Source organism: Candidatus Culexmicrobium sp., assembly GCF_058356305.1.
The window spans coordinates 21,134-40,934 of the sequence record NZ_JBTVBB010000004.1; the positions used below are offsets into that span (position 1 = coordinate 21,134).

Sequence of the window (19,801 nt, forward strand, 5' to 3'; positions counted from 1 at the left end):
TTTTAGCCTCCATCCAATGCTGGCCATACATAAATTGTTATATCCTTTGAAAATTCTAGTTTTAGTGCTTCATCCACACTATAGTTTACTCCATTAATAATTAGGAAGTTAAAGGGGTGTCCTCTACCTTTTTCATTAAAGAATATTTTCATTATATTTTCACCATATGATCTGATGAGTTTAGTTAATACTTCCTTAAAGTTTCTTGCTTCTATCATGATTTCCTCTTTACCCACTAGGCTTCTTAGAGGGCCAAATAATAGTACCAGTCTTACATTAGGCATGATTTACTTCCTCCTTTTATTAGGAAGTATATTTTTTCTGAGTTTAATGGAAGCTCTTTTATTCTAATTTTTAGTGCATGTGATACTGCATTTGCAATAGCAGCTGGTGTTGGTATGAGTGCCATTTCACCTACACCTTTGGCTCCGAAGGGTCCGAACTTGAATAGGTCTTGTACGTATATTGGTTTCTCGATCTTTGGAATATCAAGTATTGTTGGTATCACATAGTCAGTTAAGTTTGGGTTAATTACCTCTCCATTCTCATTAAATTCTACCTTTTCCATTAGAGCGAGACCTAGCCCTTGAACTATTCCTCCTTCTATTTGTCCCTCTACAGCTAGTGGGTTAATTATTCTTCCTGCTGCAAGTGATGGCCACATTCTTATTACTTTAACTTTGCCTGTGTAGGTGTCAACTTCTACTTCTGCAATATTGACTATGTAGCTGAATGCTGGATAAGCATATCCTTGTCCCCTTTCATGGTCAAAGCTTCCCTTGGGTAGGAAAAAGTATCCTGTTGCCGATAATTCAATACCTTTACTCCAGGCTTTTTCTATTAGTTTTTTCCATGAAATGCTTTTCTCTTCATTGTTTTTTACATAGATTCTTCCTTTTTTGAACACTATTTTCTCCGGTTTACAGTTAAATATTTTTGCAACGAATTTGCTTAATCTTTCACGTATTTTCGCTGCTGCGAGGAGGATGCCAATTGCACCTATACTTGTTCCTCTTGATGCATGAGTTGCTCCAGTATCTGGTGCATCTGTTGTTCCGAAATGAATGGTTATGATTTCTATTGGTACACCAAGTATTTCTGAGACTATTTGTACATGTGATGTGGTTGGTGATCCTTGACCTATCTCTGTTATCCCTGTGAAGACCTCTATGCTTCCGTCTCTATCTATTTTTATCATGGCATTGGACCAGTCTGGTACTCCTCGACTTGTACTTATTCCATGCCATGCACATGCTACACCGATGCCTCTTCGAATTCTTCCGTTATCCTTACTGTACATTTTTCTTTTTTCTTTCCATCCTGACTTCTCGGCTACTAGTTGTAATGCGTCGCTAATTCCCACTGAATGATCTAGACGTTGGCTTGTTATGGTTAGTGATTCTGGCTTTAGAATATTCTTTAGTCTAAATTCTATGGGGTCCATGCCGAGTTTATTAGCTAATTCATCCATTTGTGCTTCGGCTGCGAATTGAATGTCTGGATTTCCGAATCCTCTGAATGATCCTTGATATACCTTGTTTGTATAAACACAGTATCCATCTATTTTAGCATTTGGGACTTCATATGGTCCTGATGCATGCATTGTTGCTCTCCATAGAATGAATGGACCTCTATTTGCATAAGCACCAGTGTCCATTATGATGTTAACTTCTATAGCTTTCAGTTTTCCTTTTTCACTAGCTCCTGACTTATACTTTATTATGGCGGCTTCTCTTTTACATCTCGCTCTGAACGATTCTTCTCTTGAATAGATTAAGAGTGATGGTCTTCCTGTCTTATAGGCTATTAATGCTGCTTGTGCTGCTACTAAAGGGCCAGTATCATCCTTTCCTCCAAATCCACCGCCAATATATGGTTGAATTACTTTTATTTTTCCTGCAGGTATGCCTAAAACTCTTGAGGTTATTGCTTGTGCTAAGTGAGGATATTGAGCACATGATAGAATGGTAATTTTTCCTTCTCTCTCAGGTATTGCTAATGCTCCTTCTGTTTCTAAGTAGACATGGTCTTGATGTTGAGTTCTATATTTATTTTCAACTATTACTTTCGATTTTTTGAAGCCTTCTTCTATGTTACCTTTTCTAACCTTTGTTGTAAATGCGATGTTACTTCCTCTCTCTTCATGGACTAGTATGTCTTTTCTTTTCATTGCTTCAATTGGGTCAAGTATGGCTGGTAATTTTTTGCAATTAACTTTAACTTTTAGGGCTGCTTCAAATGCTGCTTCTATTTTTTCAGCGGCTATGAGAGCTACAGGTTCTCCATGATATCTAATTTTACCTTCAGCCAGTAATGGTTGATCTGGAATAGCATAGCCAACTTGGTTTTCACCTGGGATGTCCTTATGAGTATATACACCTACTACTCCCGGAATTTTCAAGGCTTCACTTATATCTATTTTTTTGATTATTGCGTGTGAATATTTGCTTAGGACAAGTTTAACGTAGATCATTTGGGGAAAGACATAATCCTCCATAAATTTTGCTTTACCTGTAACTTTGTCTATTGCATCTATTCGCCTTACACTTTTGCCTACAACTGTGAATTCTTTTGCTTTAAGCCATTTTTCAATCAGATATATTGGATCTTCAATTATCTTCATTCTTAATCATTTCTCCTTCTAATTTAATTATAGTCTTGTTTTTAATAATAATGATTATCATTTTCATGTTGGTACAAATTTAAAGGCTTCTTCCATTTCTTCAGTGACTTCTAACTTCATTTTTCTACGTATTTGGTTTGCATATTCTGCTACTGCGAATGGAGGGCATCCATGAATTATTAGAGATTTATCTCTTAATTCTCCTTGTGTAAATATCCAGTATGATTCTCTTCCAGTTGTAGAGACAGCGCATTCGCCAAATATTATTATGAGCCCTCTATCTGTCAATTCTCTAAGTTTTTCTAGTTTATGGGGTATTGGTGTATTCAATCCCACGAAAAAATATAGTTTTTTACCTGATTTTTCTACTTCTTCAAAGAAGCCTGTGTCTTTAAGCATGTATAAAGTGAATTTTATCCAAGCTTTACAAGTTCTACATGTCGCGCCGTCAATGACATGGACTGATGGGAAGTATGGTTCAATAATCTCACAACTTGCAAATCTAAATCTTCTCCTTACATCTTCAATTTTCTCTCCTAAAACTTCTATTTTATTTGGGTCCCCTACACCTAAACCTATTGTATGAGCGATTGCTATAGGTCCAACTTCATAATGTGGATATTCATAGCCAATTATTTTAGCTGCTATTGCATCAGTAGCAATCGGGTCGTCTCCTGCTATTATTAAGTTTAAGTCAACTGGGTCTCCATGTATAGGACCGTCTCCTTCCATACACTTTATGGCATCAATTACTCCTAGTACATACTTTTTTCTTAATGGCCTAATTTCATCAACGAGTTTATACCATAAATCTGATCTATGCCATCTTAGTCTATCTGAGAATGTGTTTGGTAGTCCATGCATTAATTTTATACAACCAGTTATTCCCCCTCCTTCCATACTGGTTTTTAAGACTGGTACTCCAATGATTTTGTCGACTTCAAATATTATTTCAGCGAGTTCTATTTCCTTGATTAAAATGCCATCCTCTATTTTCACTAATCTGCTTTTAAATTTTCCATGCTCATCAAAGGCAACTATTTTTACTCCAATTTCTTTAGCCATTTCCATGTAACCTAAAACTTCCATAACCTCTCTTGTGGTCATTCCTTCTCTCCACCAGTGAGTCATGGCAGATGAGCTTTCTCCTATAATTGGTTCAGCTCCTGCTTCTTTGACCAAGAGTGTAATTGCTCTAGTTACTCGAGGGTCTGTTGTGACTGGTGGTGGTCTAGGGCTAACTAAGTTTGGTTTAATTAAGACTTTTTCGCCTTTATTTACAAATTTTTCAATTCCGCCAAGAAGTTCTATGGATTTTTTAACTGCATTAAATATCTTATCTTTATTGGGAGGAGTTTCAACTCGAGTAATAGCTACTCTAGCCAATAAATCACCTCAAATAAGCTTTGATCATGTACTTTAAAATCCTTAGTGATGACTTTTATTATATCTTTATTAGAATTTTAATTGGATTTCCAATCTTATTTTCAGCAACATTCATAGCCTCATTTATTTCTTCGAGTTTGAATTCATGCGTGACTAGCTTTCTGATTAAATTTAGGTTTTTCATTGAGCTTTTCATTATTTTCTTTATATAATTTGGTGAGGCTGGATTTAAGACACCAATGATGCTTCTTTCAAGACCTGTTAAGTATTTAAAGTCTAATTTTACAGGTTCAGTTATTATTCCAACTTGAACATATGTACCTCCTGGCTTAGTTGCTTCAAATGCGAGTCTTGCTGTAGCTGCTTTGCCGCTTGTTTCTATTGCTATATCGACGCCAAGTCCATCTGTTACTCTTCTAACTTTGCTAACTAGTTTTTCATGTCCATAATTAACTGTATATTCTGCCCCTAATTCCATGGCTACTGATAATAGTCTTTCACTTCTACTAGAAGCTATTATTCTTCCAGCCCCAGCCTGTCTAGCTGCAATTACGGTTGACAATCCAATTGCCCCTAAACCTAATATTAAAATGGTATCTCCAAGTTTAACTGATCTTTCCACTGCATACGCAGCTGTTAAAAACATGTCAGGAATTAAAACAGCATCCCTTAAATCTATACTCTCCGGAATCTTTATTAACGTTCTTTCTGGATTTGGAACTTTCATGTATTGAGCGAAGCATCCGTCAATATTTATTCCAAACATCTTTCTTCTCATACAGAGTTGAGGTTTGCCTTTAATGCAAAATTCACATTTACCGCATGAGGATAAATATGAGCCGATGACCATGTCTCCTGGTTTAAATTTCCTTATTCTTTCCCCTACTCTAAAAACCTTACCAGCATATTCATGTCCTAAGATAACTGGATATTTAGCGGGCGTACTTCCATTAAATAGGTGAATATCTGTTCCACATATGGCTGCATATTCAATTTTTAAGATTACTTCATCTGGTCTTGGAGCTGGTATAGGTTTCTCTTCAAGTCTTAAATCTCGTTTTCCGTGAAGTACAGCTGCTAGCATGATTTACACCAATAACCCTTTTAAACTAGCAAAGTAATATTTTGCGGTAGTATTAGTGGTTATGGTGATAAACTTGAATTTGAACAAAGCAATTGAGAGAGTTGTAAAGAAAGTTGATGAAATGCGTGATGAAATTATAAATTTCCTTAAAGAAATTATAAGTATTCCAAGCATAACTGGAGAGGAAAAAGAAATCCAATTTTTTATAGCGTCGAAATTGAAGGAATGGGGTTTCAACTATGATTCGTGGGAAATTAATGAAAATGAATTATTGAAACATCCTTTAGCTGAAAAACCCAAGATCCCTTATAAAGGAAGACCGATGCTAGTTGGGATCATACATGGTGTTGATGGTGGAAGATCATTAGCATTTAATGGTCATATAGATATCATTCCACCAGGCCCTAGATCTTCATGGAAGCATGACCCATTTGAAGGAAAAATTGAAAATGGCTTTCTTTATGGTAGGGGTGCCTCAGATATGAAGAGTGGTGTAGCCGCATATACGATGGCTGTGAAAATTCTTTTGGATGCTGGATTTAAACCTAAGGGGGACATCTATTTGCACTATGTAATAGATGAGGAATACTCAAGTAACGGCACTCTAGCAGCTCTTCTGAGGGGATATGTAGCTGATGGGGCTATTAATGCTGAAGCAAGTGACCTAGAAGTACAACCAGCAGTTTCAGGTAGTATGTGGTTTACTATTGAGGTACTAGGAAAAACTGCTTCAATGTCAAGAATATGGGAAGGAGTTAGTGCTATTGAGAAATCATGTAAAATAGTGAAGTTAATAAGTGAATTTTATAAGCAAAGGGTTGAAACGAAAAAGCATCCCTTATATCCTGATGTGAGGGGTGTTTTAGCATTGTTCCTAGGTGTTATGGAAGCTGGAACATATCCAAGTGCATTACCAGACAGAGCTACCCTTAAAGGTAGAATGGGTCTTTTACCTGGAGAGAGTATTGGGTCAGCTATTAATGAGCTTAGAGACTATATATATGATAACATTGAAGATGATCCATGGCTAAAATCCAACAGACCAATAATTAAACAAGAAGGATATGCTGGAGAAGGGGTTGAAATTGATATTAATCATCCAATAGTACGAACAATTGTAAGTTCATATAGAGATGCCTTAGGTAGTGATCCAGTAATTAAGGGTCATGAAGGTGCAACAGACATGAGGATACTAATGAAAATGGGGATCCCCACCATATGCTTCGGACCTGGAATGATATCAGAAATGCATGCATATAACGAAAAAGTAAAAATAGAAGACCTAATAAAAGCAGTCAAGGTTATGTCTACTTTCATACTAAAATGGTGCGACTATGAATATATTGGTTGACAAAATTGGGATAAAATGTAGGTATTTATTTCCTTACCAATAATTACATAGTTTTCAGGTATTTTAACATAGCTTTGTTGTTCTACTCTATAGTTTAGAGAGGAACAGAATTGATATCATAAAGAAGATGTAGAGGAGGTGGCTTTTAATGATGTTTATGTTTAATATTGTAAATGAGTTGAGAGATAATTTAATTGTTAGTGGGATATTTAGTGTTTATTAGAAAGTAGTGAAATAAATTGGTAATATATGCTGTTTCATAAAGGCTTAATATTTTCCTTATATAGTTTAATTTTGTGTTGTACATTGTGTTTACCACTGGACGTTGCAATTTACATTGTAAATATTGTGGCGGTAGTTTTTCTAGCAATGTTGTTCCCTGGAGAGTTGAATATTTGATTGATGATTTGAAGCGCTTTATAGATGGTGATAAGAGTCCTATTATTGCTTTTTACGGTGGTGAGCCCTTATTAAATTCAGCTTTTATTCAAAGCGTTATGGATGAAATTAGTTATGCTAAATTCGTTATACAAACTAATGGATTATTAGTTGATTGTCTGCCTGTTAGATACTGGAGAATGTTTGATGCTATTCTTCTTTCAATTGATGGTAGGAAGGAAGTAACTAACTATTATAGAGGACCTAAGGTTTATGAATGTGTTGTTAAGGCTGCTCGATGGTTGAAGTCTAATGGTGTTAGAGCTGATATTATAGCGCGAATGACTGTTTCAGAGAGAAGTGATATTTATACAGATGTTTTACATATTCTTTCTTTGAAGCTTTTTGATCATATTCATTGGCAACTTGATGTTGTCTGGAGCAATCGATGGAGGGATTTTGACTCCTGGTGTGCCAATACGTATAAGCCTGGAATTAGAGCTCTAATTGATCTTTGGATGGAGAGGGCCAGGAATGGAATTATTCTTGGCTTAGTGCCTTTTTTGGCGGTTTTGCGTGCATTAATTTTTGATGAGAAGATTAGTTCTCCTCCTTGTGGTGCTGGTTATTCTTCGGTTGCAATTGTTACTAATGGAGATGTTATTGCGTGTCCAATAGCTATTGATGCTAAGTGGGCTTATCTTGGGAATATATTTGAAAATTGTTGGAATGATGTTTTGGGTAGGAAGTTTATTGGTGAGCCTTGTATTTCTTGTTTATATTTTAATCTGTGTGGAGGGCGTTGTCTTTATGCGTATTATGAGCGTTTTTGGGGTGATGAGGGTTTTAGGAAAATATGTTCTTTAACTTGTTTTATGATTGATGAATTGAAGAGGATTAGTAGTAAAGTTTTAGACTTAGTGATGGATAGAATTATTGATTTAGATTTGTTGAAGTATCCTCCCTTTAATAATACTACTGAGCTTATTCCATGAATTTATCGTTTAATGCCTACTAGTATTAGTCTACCCTCTATTGCATGCGCCTCTATTATTTCAACTCCTCTTTCTCTATACATTTTAAATAGCTCTTGGAGTCTTAATGGGATTACATTTTCAACATGAATTATAATTTTTCTTTTTGAACTATCTTGGAGTTTTATTTTATTGATTATTTGTTGGATATAGGTTTTCATGTCATAGTTTTCCCTCTGGTATTCCATTTTCGTTCCATCCTCTCTTTCTGTAATAGGTATTTATCATTTGTTCCATCTCGTTTAACTTTACAATGTATTTTTTATGTTTGTATTCTACTTCTTCTTTAAGGAATCTGGACGGTAATTTGTCTTCCTCCCTTTTTACGCCCATTTTTATGTTGATTTTTCTTATCATTGTCACTATTTTATTTGCAATTTGTTTTAATTCTTCTACTTTATAGTTGAACCCTGTAGCTGCATTTAATAGTTCAGTCATTATTTTCCAGTTATAAATGTATCTTCCAAATTTACAGATTGGTAGTGAATCATAGAGTATTCCTTTATTCTCTAAATCCATTATTGCATTAACTTTTTCTTCTCCAGTCGAGTATCTATCTCCACCTAGCCCCATTAAGTCAGCGTGATATCCCATTGACCTTAAGTGACATGCTCCTCTAAATGAAATGGCATAAGAAAGTATCATTCCCTTTAATGTTCTTGGATCATAGCCTGGTGGTTCTAGACCTTTCACATGAATGGCCACATCTTTTAATCCTAGTTTTTCTGAGGCTTTTGCTACGCCTTCAGCAAGTAGATTTCCTATTCCCTCTCTCTTTACAATTTTATTGAGTAACCATATGAAGCTATCTACATTTCCATATTCAAGTGTTTTTTCACACTTTATTTTCCTCCTCTTGTATGCTTCTATTGCAAAGGCTATTACATTTCCTGTTGAAATTGTATCTAAACCATAGTCATCTATAAGCATGTTTAGGTATGCAACAGCTATTGTATCTGTAATTTCGCATAAACCTGCTATTGCAAATATATTTTCATATTCTAATGAGACTTTAATTTTTCCATACCTTGAGTGCTCTATTTCTACGTATTGATGACATGCAACTGGACATCCTATGCAGGTCATCTTCTCTTTTCTGTATTTCTTATAGGCATCCCATGAGACTTTTTCGTAACCATCTAATTGAACTTTGCCCCAATATTTTGTGGGGAAGAATCCAAGTACATTTGCAACTTCAACTGATCCTACAGTTCCTCTTAGGGCATAGCTTTGAATTGACTTGTGTCTTTTCATTGACTCATGTAAGTTTCTAGTTAACTCTTTAAGTTTTTCAAGATTATAGTATTCTGTTTGCCTCCTATTTGTTTTAATTGCTATTGCCTTAAGATTTTTTGATCCGAAGACTGCTCCTCCACCTGTTCTTCCAGCCTGTCTCCAGTAATCATTATTCACACATGCAAATTTAACTAAGTTCTCACCTGCAGGTCCAATAGTTAAAATCGAAGTATTACCTTTAATTTGTTCTCTTAACGTTTTTTCAGTTTTAAATGCACTCAAGCCCCAAAGCTTCTTGGCATGATTTATCTCTACTTTTTTGTCGTCAATCATAATGTATACTGGTTTTGAAGCTTTACCTTTTACAATTATTAGATCTATTCCAACCCATTTCATATAGCTTCCAAAGCTTCCTCCAATTACTGAAACACCAAATATTGATGTTAATGGAGATTTAAAGACTAGTATCGCCTTTGTACTCATTGGAATTAAACCGCCGTTGAAAGGTCCGGAGGCTATAATCAAGGTATTATTTGGACTAAGGGGGTTAAAGTCAAAGTTATTATGCATTTCTTTAAAATAAAATGTTGCTAATCCTAGTCCACCAATATATTTTCTGGCAATTTGTTTTTCCAATCTTTCAATCTTAACAGTTTTTTCTGATAGGTTTACTTCGATTATTTTTCCTCCATACCCTGGAATCTTCATCTTTTTCCTCCATAGGCATTATGATTTTATGGTATTAATTATTGTTACTAGACTTTTATTGCAGAGAGCTTCTTATTTTGTGGGGTGCATCGAGAATTTTTCCCTTAATTATTGGTGGTTATTTAACTGATTTTTTGGTCGTAAGAAAATTGTGGTTCTACTGAGTTTTATTTTATCTTTCATAAACTTGTTTCTTGCATTTATGTTTTCATGGATTTTCTTATTACCTATAATGATTGTTGATGGCTTTGCTTCTGGTTTAAGGGAGTCTGCTTTTGCTGCAATAACTGCAGCTTCAATGAGGCCTGGTTATAGGGCTTTAGGTTATGCTTTATGGAGTTTTATACCTATGTTATTTGGAATTCTTTCACCATATATTGCTGGAAAATTTATTGATAACATTGGTATCATCCACGCTATGAGGTTACTTTATATTGTCCCATTTGTTTTTCGCTTATTGCTTGTACTTTAAGGTTCTTGTTTTTGAGGGAAACTTTGGATAATCATGGAGACATATTTACTGTAAGGCATAGTAGTGTGGTAGGTGATTTTAAGGTTTTGTTTAGACATGTTAATCGATCATTTTTATGTTGATTTTGATTTTTGCCTTGATGGGTTTTATAAATGGTTCAGTAGGGGCTTTTAGTGCTACTTATGTAATGAGAGATGTAATTCATTTGACTGCTTCTCAATGGGGTTTAATTTCATTTTCACAGACTGTTAGTAGGTTGCTTTTAGTTTCATTTTTTGCCTATGCTTCAGATCGATTTGGACGTGTTGCTTTTATTGTTTTTCATTAGTTTTAGCTGGTTTTTCTCGATTATTGTTTATTTCAAGTTCAAGCTTTGATTTTGCATTGCTTTCTCTTTCCTTGTCTGCATTATTTTGGGGGTTGTGGGTACTGCTCTTTCTGCTCTATTTTTTGACTATATTCCTAGAAAATTGAGGGGCCGTGCTATTGCTTTGAGGGGAGTTACAGTTCAATTAACTTTAACTATTGGTTTAATTATAGGTGGCCACTTATACCAAGAGACTAGTTATGCTTCTCCCTTTATATTGGCTTCAATAATTGCCTTTCTTGCTTCTGTTATAATATTTGTTTGTATTGGGGAGCTTGCAGTTAGGGAGGAATAAAGTATTTTATTAGAAATTAATTATTTTGTAGCTGAGTTTATTGTTAGGTGCTTGTTATGAAGGAAAGGTATGCATTTACTCTTTATAGGATTGCTCTTTTAGGTGGATGTTGGAAGCCTATATTTATTTCAACGAAGGATTTAGGCAATAGACTTGGTATATCTCAGCAATCAGCTTCTCGTAGGTTAAGGGAGTTAGAAAAAATGGGTTTGATAGTTAGGGATGTTACTAGGAGGGGTCAATTTATAAAGTTGACTGATAAAGGTATTGACGTTTTACGTGAATTATATTCCAACCTTAAAAGAGTTTTTGCTGAAGCACCTCGCTCATTTACCGTTAGAGGATATGTTTTTAGCGGTTTTGGTGAGGGTTCTTACTATATGTCTATACCTTTTTATTACGAGCAGTTCGTTGATAAGCTAGGTTTTAAGCCCTATCTTGGAACCTTAAACTTGAAGTTAAAGAGTTTTCATGATGTTGAGGTTAGAAAGCTTCTGGAGTTTCTTCCGGGAATAGAGATTGAAGGTTTTTCCAATGAGAAAAGAACTTATGGTGGAGCTAAATGTTTTAGAGCTAATATAAGGGGAATTGAAGGAGCTGTCTTAATTATTGAACGTACTCATTATGGTAAAGATGTAATTGAAATAATTTCACCTGTTAAACTTAGAGAGGCTCTTAATTTAAAGGATGGAGATGAACTTGAAGTTACGATTTTCTTAGAGTCATAATGACGTGAATTTATTTTAGGCTGATTTTTTCACTATTTTCTCGATGGGTTCTCCTACAACTTGTGTATTTTCCATTTTGCCAATGCCTTTTAGTGTTGCTAAGTATATGTGTTTTATTTCAGGGGGTGATCCCATAATTTTTGCTACTGTTGTGTCTGTTGCTACTGGGTCTTTTTCAGCAATTATTAAATCCATTTTACTGGTTTCCCATTTACTGGTCCTTTCCCTTCCATTACTATGAAGCCATTTATTACTGTCAAAGCTGGTTTTACAATACTTACAATATCTGATATCTACTATTACTTTGCTAATATTTTTTAAATGGTATTTCATTTTGTATTTTTCTGGTAGTAGGCTGAACATGTTTTTTAATCCAAGTGAACTTTTGTTATTGTATGTGTTTTTAATTTAGCGGCCTCACTATATTGCTTTCTAGAACTATCTTTGGAAGAGTTATTTTCTCTATGACTTCATATTCCTCTAGTTTATTTTTCATTTTTTCTTTGTTTTTGAAAGGTTTATGAAGGGGACTCCATATTTTTCGCAGACATTTTTATTCCTGTTGTAATAACTGCTTTGTCTGCATTTATCATTGTGGCATATGATTCCACTACATAAATTTCATCCTTTATTCTCCTCAGTTTTTGAATTAATGCTTCAATTACTATAGGATCTTTTGTAGCTCCAGTTTCCAGTCTTTTGTTGATATTGAGTTTTTTAGATGTGTTAGATCGCCGATTAATTTAGTGCTTTATGAACCGTCTTTATACTTCTAGCACCCTTTATGATGGCTACTTTGCTTATTTTGTCTTTCTCCTTTTCTTTTCATACATATATTCGAGGCTTAACTTTTCTAATTTATTTAGGATTTGTGGATTTCTATCTATTAGTTCATTAACTAGATGTAAGTATCTTGCTACTCTAATAGTATTTGATGAGATTTTGACTAATTTCTCTCCATTTACAAGTACATAGTGTTCTTGTTTTATGTATTCTCCTACTTCAAATATAGCTTCATTTACTGCTGCATGAACTAGGAGGCAGTGTGGTGACCCGTCTATCGTTAAGACTGTTATGCTTTTTGGTTTAGATGCTCTTATTATTGATGCTATTTTTCCATAGGCTAGTGGGCCTTCACCTTCTGGGCAATACCTGAGTATTACTTTATTTTTCCCCATTTTTTCAATAATTGATGGGTTTACTATTTTTACACATTCGCCTATGATTAATAGGTCTGCATTATGTAGTATTGGTGCTTTGACCCAGGTTTTTAGAAGATTTGCTTCCTTCAACATTTAACTCCTCTTACTTTTGATAGAAGCAAGTATACGCATAATTCTCCACACATTGTACAAGGACCTTTAGCTGCAGTAAACCTATGATACATTTTTTTTGCCCTTTCCGGGTCATAGGACATTTCAAGTATTTTATCCCAGTTTAATGATGCCCTTGCCCTTGATATTTCTAAGTCCTTCTTCATTGCTTTTTCTCCTAACTTTACTATGTCTCCTGCGTGTGCAGCTATTTTTGCTGCAATTAAGCCTTCCTTTACGTCTTCAACGCTTGGAAGTGAGAGGTGTTCTGCAGGTGTTAGATAGCATATTATATCTGCTCCCTCAGCTGCTGCAATTGCTGCTCCTATGGCAGCTGCTATGTGATCGTAGCCTGCAGCTATGTCAGTTACTAATGGACCTAAGACATAGTATGGTGCCCCTTTGCATAATGCTTTTTCTAGTCTTATGTTTGCTGCTATTTGATCTAGAGGCATGTGTCCCGGCCCCTCGACCATTACTTGTACTCCTTTTTCCCATGATTTCTCAACTAGTTTAGCTATATTGAGCATTTCAGCCATTTGTAGATAATCATGGGAATCATGAATTGACCCTGGCCTCAATGCATCTCCAAGACTTATTACAACGTCGCTTTCTCTGACCATTTCTAATAAGTAATCGTAGTTTTCATATAGTGGGTTTTCTTTTTCATTATATATCATCCATGCAGTTAACATTGCTCCTCCTCTGCTCACTATTCCTGTTACTCTCTCATTATTGGCTATTTTTTTAATCATACTTCTTGTAATTCCAGCGTGAATTGTCATGAAGTCAACTCCATCTTTTATATGAAATTCAATGGTGTTGAAGATATCGTCTTCACTCATATGTATCCCTGCACCCTTTTTTCTTGCAGCATCTATGAATGCTTGATATATTGGGACTGTTCCAAAGGGTACTGGTGATATTTCAATTAATTTTTTCCTGATGGTGTCTAAGTCTCCTCCTGTGCTTAAATCCATTATAGTGTCTGTTCCATATTCTATTGCTATTTTTGCCTTTTCAATTTCCATTTCCAAGTTGACGTATGTTGTTGAAGTGCCAATGTTTACGTTAACTTTTGTTTTTAATCCGGCACCTATCCCTATAACCTTTGCTTTTTTCCTTCTAACATTTCTTGGAATTATAATAATTCCTTTTGCTACTCTTCTAGCTATTTTTTCCACTTCTATTTCTTCGTTTAATGCTACTTTTTTCATTTCCTCTGTTATTTGGCCTCTTTGTGCTTCTCTTAATTGGGTTGCCACATTTGTGCCTCCCTTTTTACTAGTTGAATTACATAGATGAGCAATATATTACTTACCTTATGTTATTTTCTTTGTTTTTATGGCTTGTGTGGGGCAAAGTGATTCGATCTGAATAATTTGGTTAATGATTTCGTTGTTTTTTACTAAGCCAGTACTTGGGTCTTTAATTTTTTCTCTGAAGTTCTCTTTTATTTGTGCTTTTATCTCTTTTGAATATTCAAATATTTTTGGACATATTATTATGCATCCACCACAGCCAATGCATAATTCTTTATCTATCTTAACTTTGATCATGTTTCTCGTATTCGTTAATATTAAGTTTACCTAATAAACAAATATTTTTGGTGATTTGTTTGAGGGTTATATTGCTTTCATATACTCCTGAGCCTGAGAGGGTTGTAGCTGCTGCTATTAGGCAGTGTCGAAGTAGTAAGGGGGCAGACGTACTCTACAGAGAGTTAACTGATGATGATGTTAAGCGTTTAATTAGGCTTTGTATTAAAGTGGGTCATTTAAGTCCAATAGAGCATGCTTCCTTTACTTTTCTCATTGAAGGGATTTCTCGTGTAACCTCGCATCAATTAGTTAGGCATAGAATTGCTTCCTATAGTCAACAGAGTCATAGAGTTGTTAATTTGAGGAATGCTTCTTTCGTTATGCCTCCCACTATTGCTTCTAATGCTAAAGCTAAAAGAATATTTGAAGATGTTGTTGAACATGCTAGGGAGAGTTATATTAAGTTAATTAAGCTTGGTATTCCTAAGGAGGATGCTAGATACATTATTCCTCAAGCTGTTGAAACAGCTATTGTAGTTACAATGAACGCAAGGGAACTTATTCACTTCTTTACTTTGCGATTAGCTGAGGATGCACAGTGGGAGATTAGAGAAATGGCAAAGCTCATGCTCAGGGAGGTTTTGAAGGTTGCACCTACCATATTTGAGGATTTTAAAAATTATTTGGAAACTTAATGTATTGGAACTTCGTACCATCTTCTTCCAATGTAATATACTTTTTTCCTCTTAGCTTTCCTGCCAATTACTGGGCATAGGATGATCCCGCCTATAAATCCTCCTATGTGAGCCCAGAATGCTACTCCTGCATAGTATATGAACGGTGCTATTAAGCTTAGGAATCCCATATAAAGCTGATATAGGAACCAGAATCCTATGAAAACTATGGCTGGAAGAGATATTATTATTGGAAAACCGAACAGGGTATATGTCATTATATTAACCTTTGAAAATGGAAACATTAAGAGGTATGCTCCTAGAATTCCTGAAATTGCTCCACTTGCTCCGATACATGGAATTTCTAGGGGATTTATAATTTTTATTGGTGCATGGAATGGCCCATAAATTATTATTGGCTGTGCAAAGAATACTTGAATGATTATGTGTACAATGGATGCTAACATACCAGTTAGTAAATAAAATACTAGGAATTTTATTCTTCCCATTCTCGATTCTACACTGCTCCCAAACACGTGCAAGTATATCATGTTTCCCAGCAGATGGAAGAAGTCTCCATGTAAAAACATTGAAGTGATTAGTGTATGCAATTTTTTCCCTTTTAATATGTATTTTGGAATCATTCCATACTTTAAGGTAGCTATTTCTAAGGCTCGTGCTCCTTTGAATATTAAGTAGAAGAATATTGTTACATTTAATATTAAGATTGTCCATGTGATTATGGGTGTTCTTCTTGCAGGGGCTGCATCTGTTGGAATCATATTTTATCATTTCATTTTACATAGGTGGATTTATTTAAAATATCCTATTAATCTTATTCGTATCAGTTTTTGTAGGTGACTTATTCTGTAATGTTATATAAGACTATGTTAACTTTTTCTATTTAATTTACTATTATGCTTCTAATTTTCCTCTAGTATCTCCTACGAAGTTAAATGAGATAGAATGGTTTTCAATAAGCTCTTTTGATAATCCTATTTTCAATACCAGTTTTCCTGCTTCATTCTTATGTAAGTCGGTTACTGGTCATGTTAACCTAATTTTGTCTTATATGTTGATTTTGTCTTTTTGTCACTGTTTCTAGCTTTCTTTACCTGGAAAGTTGATTTACATATGTAAAAAAGAATTAAAATTTTAGAAAAAGATAAATTTTTTATTTTTCTATTTTATTTATAACTTGACTATTGGAGTTGATGTTCTTGGGTTCATGCATGAGTAATAGCCTTAAATATTTGTTTTATCCACGTTCAGTGGCTATTGTTGGGGCTTCCCGTACTCCAGGTAAAATTGGATATGAAATTTTAAGAAATGTTATAGGTTTTGGATTTGAAGGTGAAATTTATCCAGTAAATCCTTATGCCACTGAGATTATGGGTTTGAAAGTTTATCCTAGTATTCTTGATATTCCAAGTGAAGTTGATTTAGCCATAATTTCAGTTCCAGCGAAAATTGTCCCGAAGGTTTTAACTGAATGTGGATTGAAGGGTGTTAAGGTTGTTGTTATTGTTAGTTCAGGCTTTTCAGAGATTGGAAATGTTGAGGCTGAACGTAAACTTATTGAGATTGCAAGGAATTATGGTATGAGGATATTAGGACCCAATGTCTTTGGTGTGTTGTATACTCCTTCGAAGTTAAATGCAACTTTTGGTCCTATGAAGGTTCTTAAAGGCTATATTGCATTTATCTCTCAGAGTGGAGCCCTTGGAATAGCTTTGATGGGTTGGACTTTTCTAGAGCGGATTGGATTGTCTTCTGTTGTTAGTGTTGGGAATAAGGCGGATATTGAAGATTCAGATTTACTTGAATTCTTCATGGATGATGAGAATTCAAAAGTTATATTAATTTACATGGAAGGATTAAAGGATGGTAAGAAGTTCGTTGAAGTTGCTAGGAAAGTTTCAAGAGTTAAGCCTATAATTGTTTTGAAGGCTGGAAGATCTAAGAGGGGTGCACTGGCTGCCGCTTCACACACTGGCTCTTTAGCTGGTTCTGATGAGATTTATAGTGCCGCATTTAGGCAGGTGGGTGTTTTGAGAGCTAAGTCAATTCAAGAGGCGTTTGATTGGGCTAGAACAATGGTAAGTCAGCCTCCGCCATTAAATGAAAATGTTGTTGTTATAACTAATGGCGGTGGGGCTGGGGTTATAGCGGCTGATGCATGTGAGGAATATGAATTAAATCTTATGGACTTACCTGAGGATCTTGCTGCAAAGTTTAGAGAATGCATGCCTCCATTTGGAAGTACTAGGAATCCAGTTGACTTAACTGGTGAAGCCACAGAGGAGGCATATGGCGATTCGGTTAGAGTTGCGCTAGACGATCCTAGAGTTGGAGCTGTATTAGTTCTTTATTGTCATACTGCCATAACCGACCCAGGTATGATTGCTCGGTCTATAGCTAGAAGCTTTATTGAAGCTAGAGCTCCTAAGCCACTAGTGGTTAGCTTTATTGGCGGAGTGGAGTGTTATGAAGGTTTAAAGCTTTTAAATGATCTTGGTGTTCCAGCCTATCCTTCTCCTGACAGAGCAGCTGCTGCCTTAGGTGCGTATTACCGATGGGCAAGATATGCAGGTGTAGTTAAAAAATTATTTTAATTATTTTCTTATTTTCTGAAGAACATATTCAATTATTTTTTCTGCAATATTAAGTTTTGTTACTGTTTGTAGTCCTTGCCATCCTGGTTGACTATTAATTTCTGTGATATAGTATCCTTTAGGGCTTTCTAGAATGTCTACTCCTGCAATTTCACATCCAGTTGCCTTTGTAGCTTTTACAGCTAATTCTTCTAATTCTGGAGATAATTTTAATGGTTTTGGTTTTGCTCCTTGAGCTATATTTGTTTTCCATGAGTTTGATTCTCTGTACATGGATGCTATTACTCTATTTCCAATTACGAAGGCTCTTATATCCCTTGTACCATGTGTTATGAATTCTTGAATATAGATTACCTCTCCTATGAGATTAATTGTTCTAAAGACTCTAATTGCAATGTCTGGGTCGGTGATTCTTGTAATTCCTATACCTCTTGCACCAAATAATGGTTTAACTACTATGTCCTCTCCTAATTCATAGAATGCTTTCATGGCGTCTTCAATATTCTCTGTTATTGCTGTTTTTGGTACTGGTAAATTCTTTTCTTCTAGGAGTATTAATGTTTGATACTTGTCTAGACATGTTTCTATGGCCTTTGGATTGTTAATAACTGGTAAGCCTTTCCTCACTAACTTGTTAAGTATGTCAAGTCTAAATATGCACTGGTCGAGTGTTCCTCTTCCTATTGGTCTAACTATGAGTGCAGAGATTGCTTCTAGAAGATCTATTCCAGATTGCTCAATGTATGGTCTATAACCTATACGTGCAATCATTTTTGAGAGGGTGAAAAATTGAGCTTTATGACCCTTATTTTCAATTGCCTCTTTAAGCTGAACTGAGTACCATGACTTTGGTTTCCTGGTTAATATTCCAATTATCATTTCAAGTAAATTTTATTTGTCTCTACGTTTTAATGTTCTGTTAGTTTTTAAACCATCTCATTGGCTTTATGTAATTTTTGCCTTTTGCTTCAAAGGAGCCTATCTGTATTCTATAGTAATTCTCATTTTTTCTTTTGTCATAGACTTCTTCTAATTTACCTTTTACTATGATTTCCTCATTTGTCTTGGCTATATCACAGAAAATTCCTTCGTAACTTACGACTTCTCTTATATTGTTAACTACTGGTCCTTTTATGACTTCTACTTTACTTATGATATATTTGCATGGATAGAAGATTGCTTCAGTTGAGTCAATTATTTTGCATTTTATTTCGATGATGCCTTTTGATTTAAATTTCTTGTCTTCATGTCTCTCTTTTACTTCTTCTTCTAACTTAACTGGGTGGATTGAGAAGAATGTTTCCTTATATTTTCCGATATTCCATCTTTCCTTTAAAAGTTTCAGTGATTCTTCGTATGATAATTCATGTATTCTGGAGATGTTTTTTGCATGTTTTTTAAGTTCTTCTTTATTCAATTTTCTGAAGTCTTCTTCTTCATTGAATAGTGAGTTTATAATTTCTCTTACTTTCAGTGAGTTTTTTAGTCCATATATAGTTATGTCTATATCTGAAATTTTTGGGTTGTGTATCTTAACTAAAATTGAACCTGTAATGCCGAAAAAATTGATAGAGGTTTTGGTTTTCTTTGAGATTATTGAAATCATTTCTTTCACTTTTTCTTCTAATGGATCTTGTGGGCTTTTCATGATTTCCTTTAACCTTTCCTCAGGTTTATAATGGCTTCTTATGTCTTCATATGGTATGCCCGTTATTTCTATGTTTAGGTATGGATCGAAGTAGACATAGTTGGGGAAATTATTTTTCAAGTATTGCTGAACTTGTAATACTCCCTGGGCACTATAGTATGGTAATATTCTACCATATTCAATTTTGTTTCTTTTCCATCCTAGTCTGGCTGCCTTTACGTTGTTCCATGGTATGTATTTTAGGTATGAGATAACTCTGTTCTTAGGGTGAATATTACCTATGACGCAAAAAAGCATATTTTCTTTTGTTTCAATGAAATCCTTGTCTCTGAATTGTCTTTTCATTTT

General features: G+C 34.9%; 21 protein-coding genes. 8 read left to right on the forward strand and 13 right to left on the reverse strand.

Features of this window, described 5'->3' with window-relative positions; all coding sequences use genetic code 11:
* Positions 1-2 precede the first annotated feature (2 nt).
* The 4 genes from ACW8TM_RS00595 to ACW8TM_RS00610 form a co-directional block, all read right to left on the reverse strand.
* On the reverse strand, positions 3-284 hold the full coding sequence (locus tag ACW8TM_RS00595; RefSeq protein ID WP_491531331.1) for a ubiquitin family protein: 282 nt from the start codon (positions 282-284) through the stop codon (positions 3-5).
* Positions 272-2,623 (reverse strand): xanthine dehydrogenase family protein molybdopterin-binding subunit, encoded by a 2,352-nt coding sequence (locus tag ACW8TM_RS00600; protein ID WP_491531332.1) that lies wholly within the window; start codon positions 2,621-2,623, stop codon positions 272-274. The genes ACW8TM_RS00595 and ACW8TM_RS00600 overlap by 13 nt, the downstream gene beginning before the upstream one ends.
* 63 nt (positions 2,624-2,686) lie before the next feature.
* A complete protein-coding gene (locus ACW8TM_RS00605; protein WP_491531333.1) occupies positions 2,687-4,009 on the reverse strand; it encodes a DUF362 domain-containing protein in 1,323 nt (440 codons plus the stop codon).
* Between the two features lie 58 nt (positions 4,010-4,067).
* Positions 4,068-5,093, reverse strand: coding sequence for a zinc-dependent alcohol dehydrogenase (locus ACW8TM_RS00610; RefSeq protein ID WP_491531334.1), 1,026 nt, complete (start codon positions 5,091-5,093; stop codon positions 4,068-4,070).
* Between the two features lie 73 nt (positions 5,094-5,166).
* On the opposite strand from ACW8TM_RS00610, the gene ACW8TM_RS00615 reads away from it, so the two are divergent.
* Both ACW8TM_RS00615 and ACW8TM_RS00620 read left to right on the forward strand, forming a co-directional pair.
* On the forward strand, positions 5,167-6,444 hold the full coding sequence (locus tag ACW8TM_RS00615; protein ID WP_491531335.1) for an ArgE/DapE family deacylase: 1,278 nt from the start codon (positions 5,167-5,169) through the stop codon (positions 6,442-6,444).
* A 308-nt stretch (positions 6,445-6,752) separates the two neighbouring features.
* The gene (locus ACW8TM_RS00620; RefSeq protein ID WP_491531336.1) at positions 6,753-7,817 is read left to right on the forward strand and encodes a TIGR04084 family radical SAM/SPASM domain-containing protein; all 1,065 of its coding nucleotides are present in this window, start codon (positions 6,753-6,755) and stop codon (positions 7,815-7,817) included.
* A 2-nt stretch (positions 7,818-7,819) separates the two neighbouring features.
* Here ACW8TM_RS00620 and ACW8TM_RS00625 read toward each other — a convergent pair whose 3' ends face one another.
* Together ACW8TM_RS00625 and ACW8TM_RS00630 are read right to left on the reverse strand one after the other, a co-directional pair.
* On the reverse strand, positions 7,820-8,044 hold the full coding sequence (locus tag ACW8TM_RS00625) for a hypothetical protein (protein WP_491531337.1): 225 nt from the start codon (positions 8,042-8,044) through the stop codon (positions 7,820-7,822).
* On the reverse strand, positions 8,019-9,800 hold the full coding sequence (locus tag ACW8TM_RS00630) for an aldehyde ferredoxin oxidoreductase family protein (RefSeq protein ID WP_491531338.1): 1,782 nt from the start codon (positions 9,798-9,800) through the stop codon (positions 8,019-8,021). Before ACW8TM_RS00630 ends, ACW8TM_RS00625 begins: the two co-directional genes overlap by 26 nt.
* A gap of 151 nt (positions 9,801-9,951) precedes the next feature.
* Between ACW8TM_RS00630 and ACW8TM_RS00635 the strand changes: the two genes are divergently transcribed.
* From ACW8TM_RS00635 to ACW8TM_RS00650, 4 genes are all read left to right on the forward strand, one after another.
* Entirely contained in the window at positions 9,952-10,272 is a 321-nt protein-coding gene (locus tag ACW8TM_RS00635) for a hypothetical protein (RefSeq protein ID WP_491531339.1), read from the forward strand.
* Positions 10,273-10,396: 124 nt separating this feature from the next.
* Complete coding sequence (locus tag ACW8TM_RS00640) at positions 10,397-10,600, forward strand: hypothetical protein (RefSeq protein ID WP_491531340.1); 204 nt, start codon at positions 10,397-10,399, stop codon at positions 10,598-10,600.
* A gap of 55 nt (positions 10,601-10,655) precedes the next feature.
* Positions 10,656-10,934: an MFS transporter gene (locus tag ACW8TM_RS00645; RefSeq protein ID WP_491531412.1), complete on the forward strand. Its 279-nt coding sequence runs from the start codon at positions 10,656-10,658 to the stop codon at positions 10,932-10,934.
* 56 nt (positions 10,935-10,990) lie between these two features.
* Positions 10,991-11,662 carry a DUF120 domain-containing protein gene (locus ACW8TM_RS00650; RefSeq protein WP_491531341.1) on the forward strand — a complete coding sequence of 224 codons (672 nt, stop codon included), beginning with the start codon at positions 10,991-10,993 and terminating at the stop codon, positions 11,660-11,662.
* A 15-nt stretch (positions 11,663-11,677) separates the two neighbouring features.
* Here ACW8TM_RS00650 and ACW8TM_RS00655 read toward each other — a convergent pair whose 3' ends face one another.
* From ACW8TM_RS00655 to ACW8TM_RS00670, 4 genes are all read right to left on the reverse strand, one after another.
* Positions 11,678-12,070, reverse strand: a complete 393-nt coding sequence (locus ACW8TM_RS00655; protein WP_491531413.1) for a DUF362 domain-containing protein — start codon at positions 12,068-12,070, stop codon at positions 11,678-11,680.
* Between the two features lie 392 nt (positions 12,071-12,462).
* Positions 12,463-12,957 (reverse strand): 4Fe-4S ferredoxin, encoded by a 495-nt coding sequence (locus tag ACW8TM_RS00660; RefSeq protein ID WP_491531342.1) that lies wholly within the window; start codon positions 12,955-12,957, stop codon positions 12,463-12,465.
* Positions 12,951-14,240 carry a phosphomethylpyrimidine synthase ThiC gene (thiC, locus tag ACW8TM_RS00665; RefSeq protein WP_491531343.1) on the reverse strand — a complete coding sequence of 430 codons (1,290 nt, stop codon included), beginning with the start codon at positions 14,238-14,240 and terminating at the stop codon, positions 12,951-12,953. The genes ACW8TM_RS00660 and thiC overlap by 7 nt, the downstream gene beginning before the upstream one ends.
* Positions 14,241-14,297: 57 nt before the next feature.
* The gene (locus ACW8TM_RS00670; protein ID WP_491531344.1) at positions 14,298-14,534 is read right to left on the reverse strand and encodes a 4Fe-4S domain-containing protein; all 237 of its coding nucleotides are present in this window, start codon (positions 14,532-14,534) and stop codon (positions 14,298-14,300) included.
* Between the two features lie 59 nt (positions 14,535-14,593).
* Here ACW8TM_RS00670 and thyX point away from each other — a divergent pair, with 59 nt between their 5' ends.
* The gene (thyX, locus tag ACW8TM_RS00675; protein WP_491531345.1) at positions 14,594-15,211 is read left to right on the forward strand and encodes an FAD-dependent thymidylate synthase; all 618 of its coding nucleotides are present in this window, start codon (positions 14,594-14,596) and stop codon (positions 15,209-15,211) included.
* On the opposite strand, the gene ACW8TM_RS00680 is transcribed toward thyX, so the two are convergent.
* The gene (locus ACW8TM_RS00680) at positions 15,208-15,972 is read right to left on the reverse strand and encodes a rhomboid family intramembrane serine protease (protein WP_491531346.1); all 765 of its coding nucleotides are present in this window, start codon (positions 15,970-15,972) and stop codon (positions 15,208-15,210) included. The two genes, thyX and ACW8TM_RS00680, sit on opposite strands and share 4 nt — an antisense overlap.
* A 450-nt stretch (positions 15,973-16,422) precedes the next feature.
* Here ACW8TM_RS00680 and acs point away from each other — a divergent pair, with 450 nt between their 5' ends.
* On the forward strand, positions 16,423-17,805 hold the full coding sequence (gene acs / locus ACW8TM_RS00685; RefSeq protein ID WP_491531347.1) for an acetate--CoA ligase alpha subunit: 1,383 nt from the start codon (positions 16,423-16,425) through the stop codon (positions 17,803-17,805).
* Here the strand turns inward: acs and ACW8TM_RS00690 are convergent, their stop codons facing one another.
* Both ACW8TM_RS00690 and ACW8TM_RS00695 read right to left on the reverse strand, forming a co-directional pair.
* On the reverse strand, positions 17,806-18,684 hold the full coding sequence (locus ACW8TM_RS00690; RefSeq protein WP_491531348.1) for a RimK family alpha-L-glutamate ligase: 879 nt from the start codon (positions 18,682-18,684) through the stop codon (positions 17,806-17,808).
* A 40-nt stretch (positions 18,685-18,724) separates the two neighbouring features.
* The gene (locus ACW8TM_RS00695) at positions 18,725-19,798 is read right to left on the reverse strand and encodes a hypothetical protein (RefSeq protein ID WP_491531349.1); all 1,074 of its coding nucleotides are present in this window, start codon (positions 19,796-19,798) and stop codon (positions 18,725-18,727) included.
* Positions 19,799-19,801 lie beyond the last annotated feature (3 nt).

Excerpts from the sequence above, each read along its gene's own strand:
- ACW8TM_RS00625 (WP_491531337.1), bottom strand. The coding sequence starts at position 8,044 with ATGGAATACCAGAGGGAAAACTATGACATGAAAACCTATATCCAACAA.
- ACW8TM_RS00650 (WP_491531341.1), top strand. The coding sequence starts at position 10,991 with ATGAAGGAAAGGTATGCATTTACTCTTTATAGGATTGCTCTTTTAGGT.
- ACW8TM_RS00630 (WP_491531338.1), bottom strand. The coding sequence starts at position 9,800 with ATGAAGATTCCAGGGTATGGAGGAAAAATAATCGAAGTAAACCTATCA.
- ACW8TM_RS00690 (WP_491531348.1), bottom strand. The coding sequence starts at position 18,684 with ATGATAATTGGAATATTAACCAGGAAACCAAAGTCATGGTACTCAGTT.
- ACW8TM_RS00670 (WP_491531344.1), bottom strand. The coding sequence starts at position 14,534 with ATGATCAAAGTTAAGATAGATAAAGAATTATGCATTGGCTGTGGTGGA.
- ACW8TM_RS00595 (WP_491531331.1), bottom strand. The coding sequence starts at position 284 with ATGCCTAATGTAAGACTGGTACTATTATTTGGCCCTCTAAGAAGCCTA.
- acs (WP_491531347.1), top strand. The coding sequence starts at position 16,423 with ATGAGTAATAGCCTTAAATATTTGTTTTATCCACGTTCAGTGGCTATT.
- ACW8TM_RS00680 (WP_491531346.1), bottom strand. The coding sequence starts at position 15,972 with ATGATTCCAACAGATGCAGCCCCTGCAAGAAGAACACCCATAATCACA.
- ACW8TM_RS00610 (WP_491531334.1), bottom strand. The coding sequence starts at position 5,093 with ATGCTAGCAGCTGTACTTCACGGAAAACGAGATTTAAGACTTGAAGAG.
- ACW8TM_RS00695 (WP_491531349.1), bottom strand. The coding sequence starts at position 19,798 with ATGAAAAGACAATTCAGAGACAAGGATTTCATTGAAACAAAAGAAAAT.
- ACW8TM_RS00660 (WP_491531342.1), bottom strand. The coding sequence starts at position 12,957 with ATGTTGAAGGAAGCAAATCTTCTAAAAACCTGGGTCAAAGCACCAATA.
- ACW8TM_RS00600 (WP_491531332.1), bottom strand. The coding sequence starts at position 2,623 with ATGAAGATAATTGAAGATCCAATATATCTGATTGAAAAATGGCTTAAA.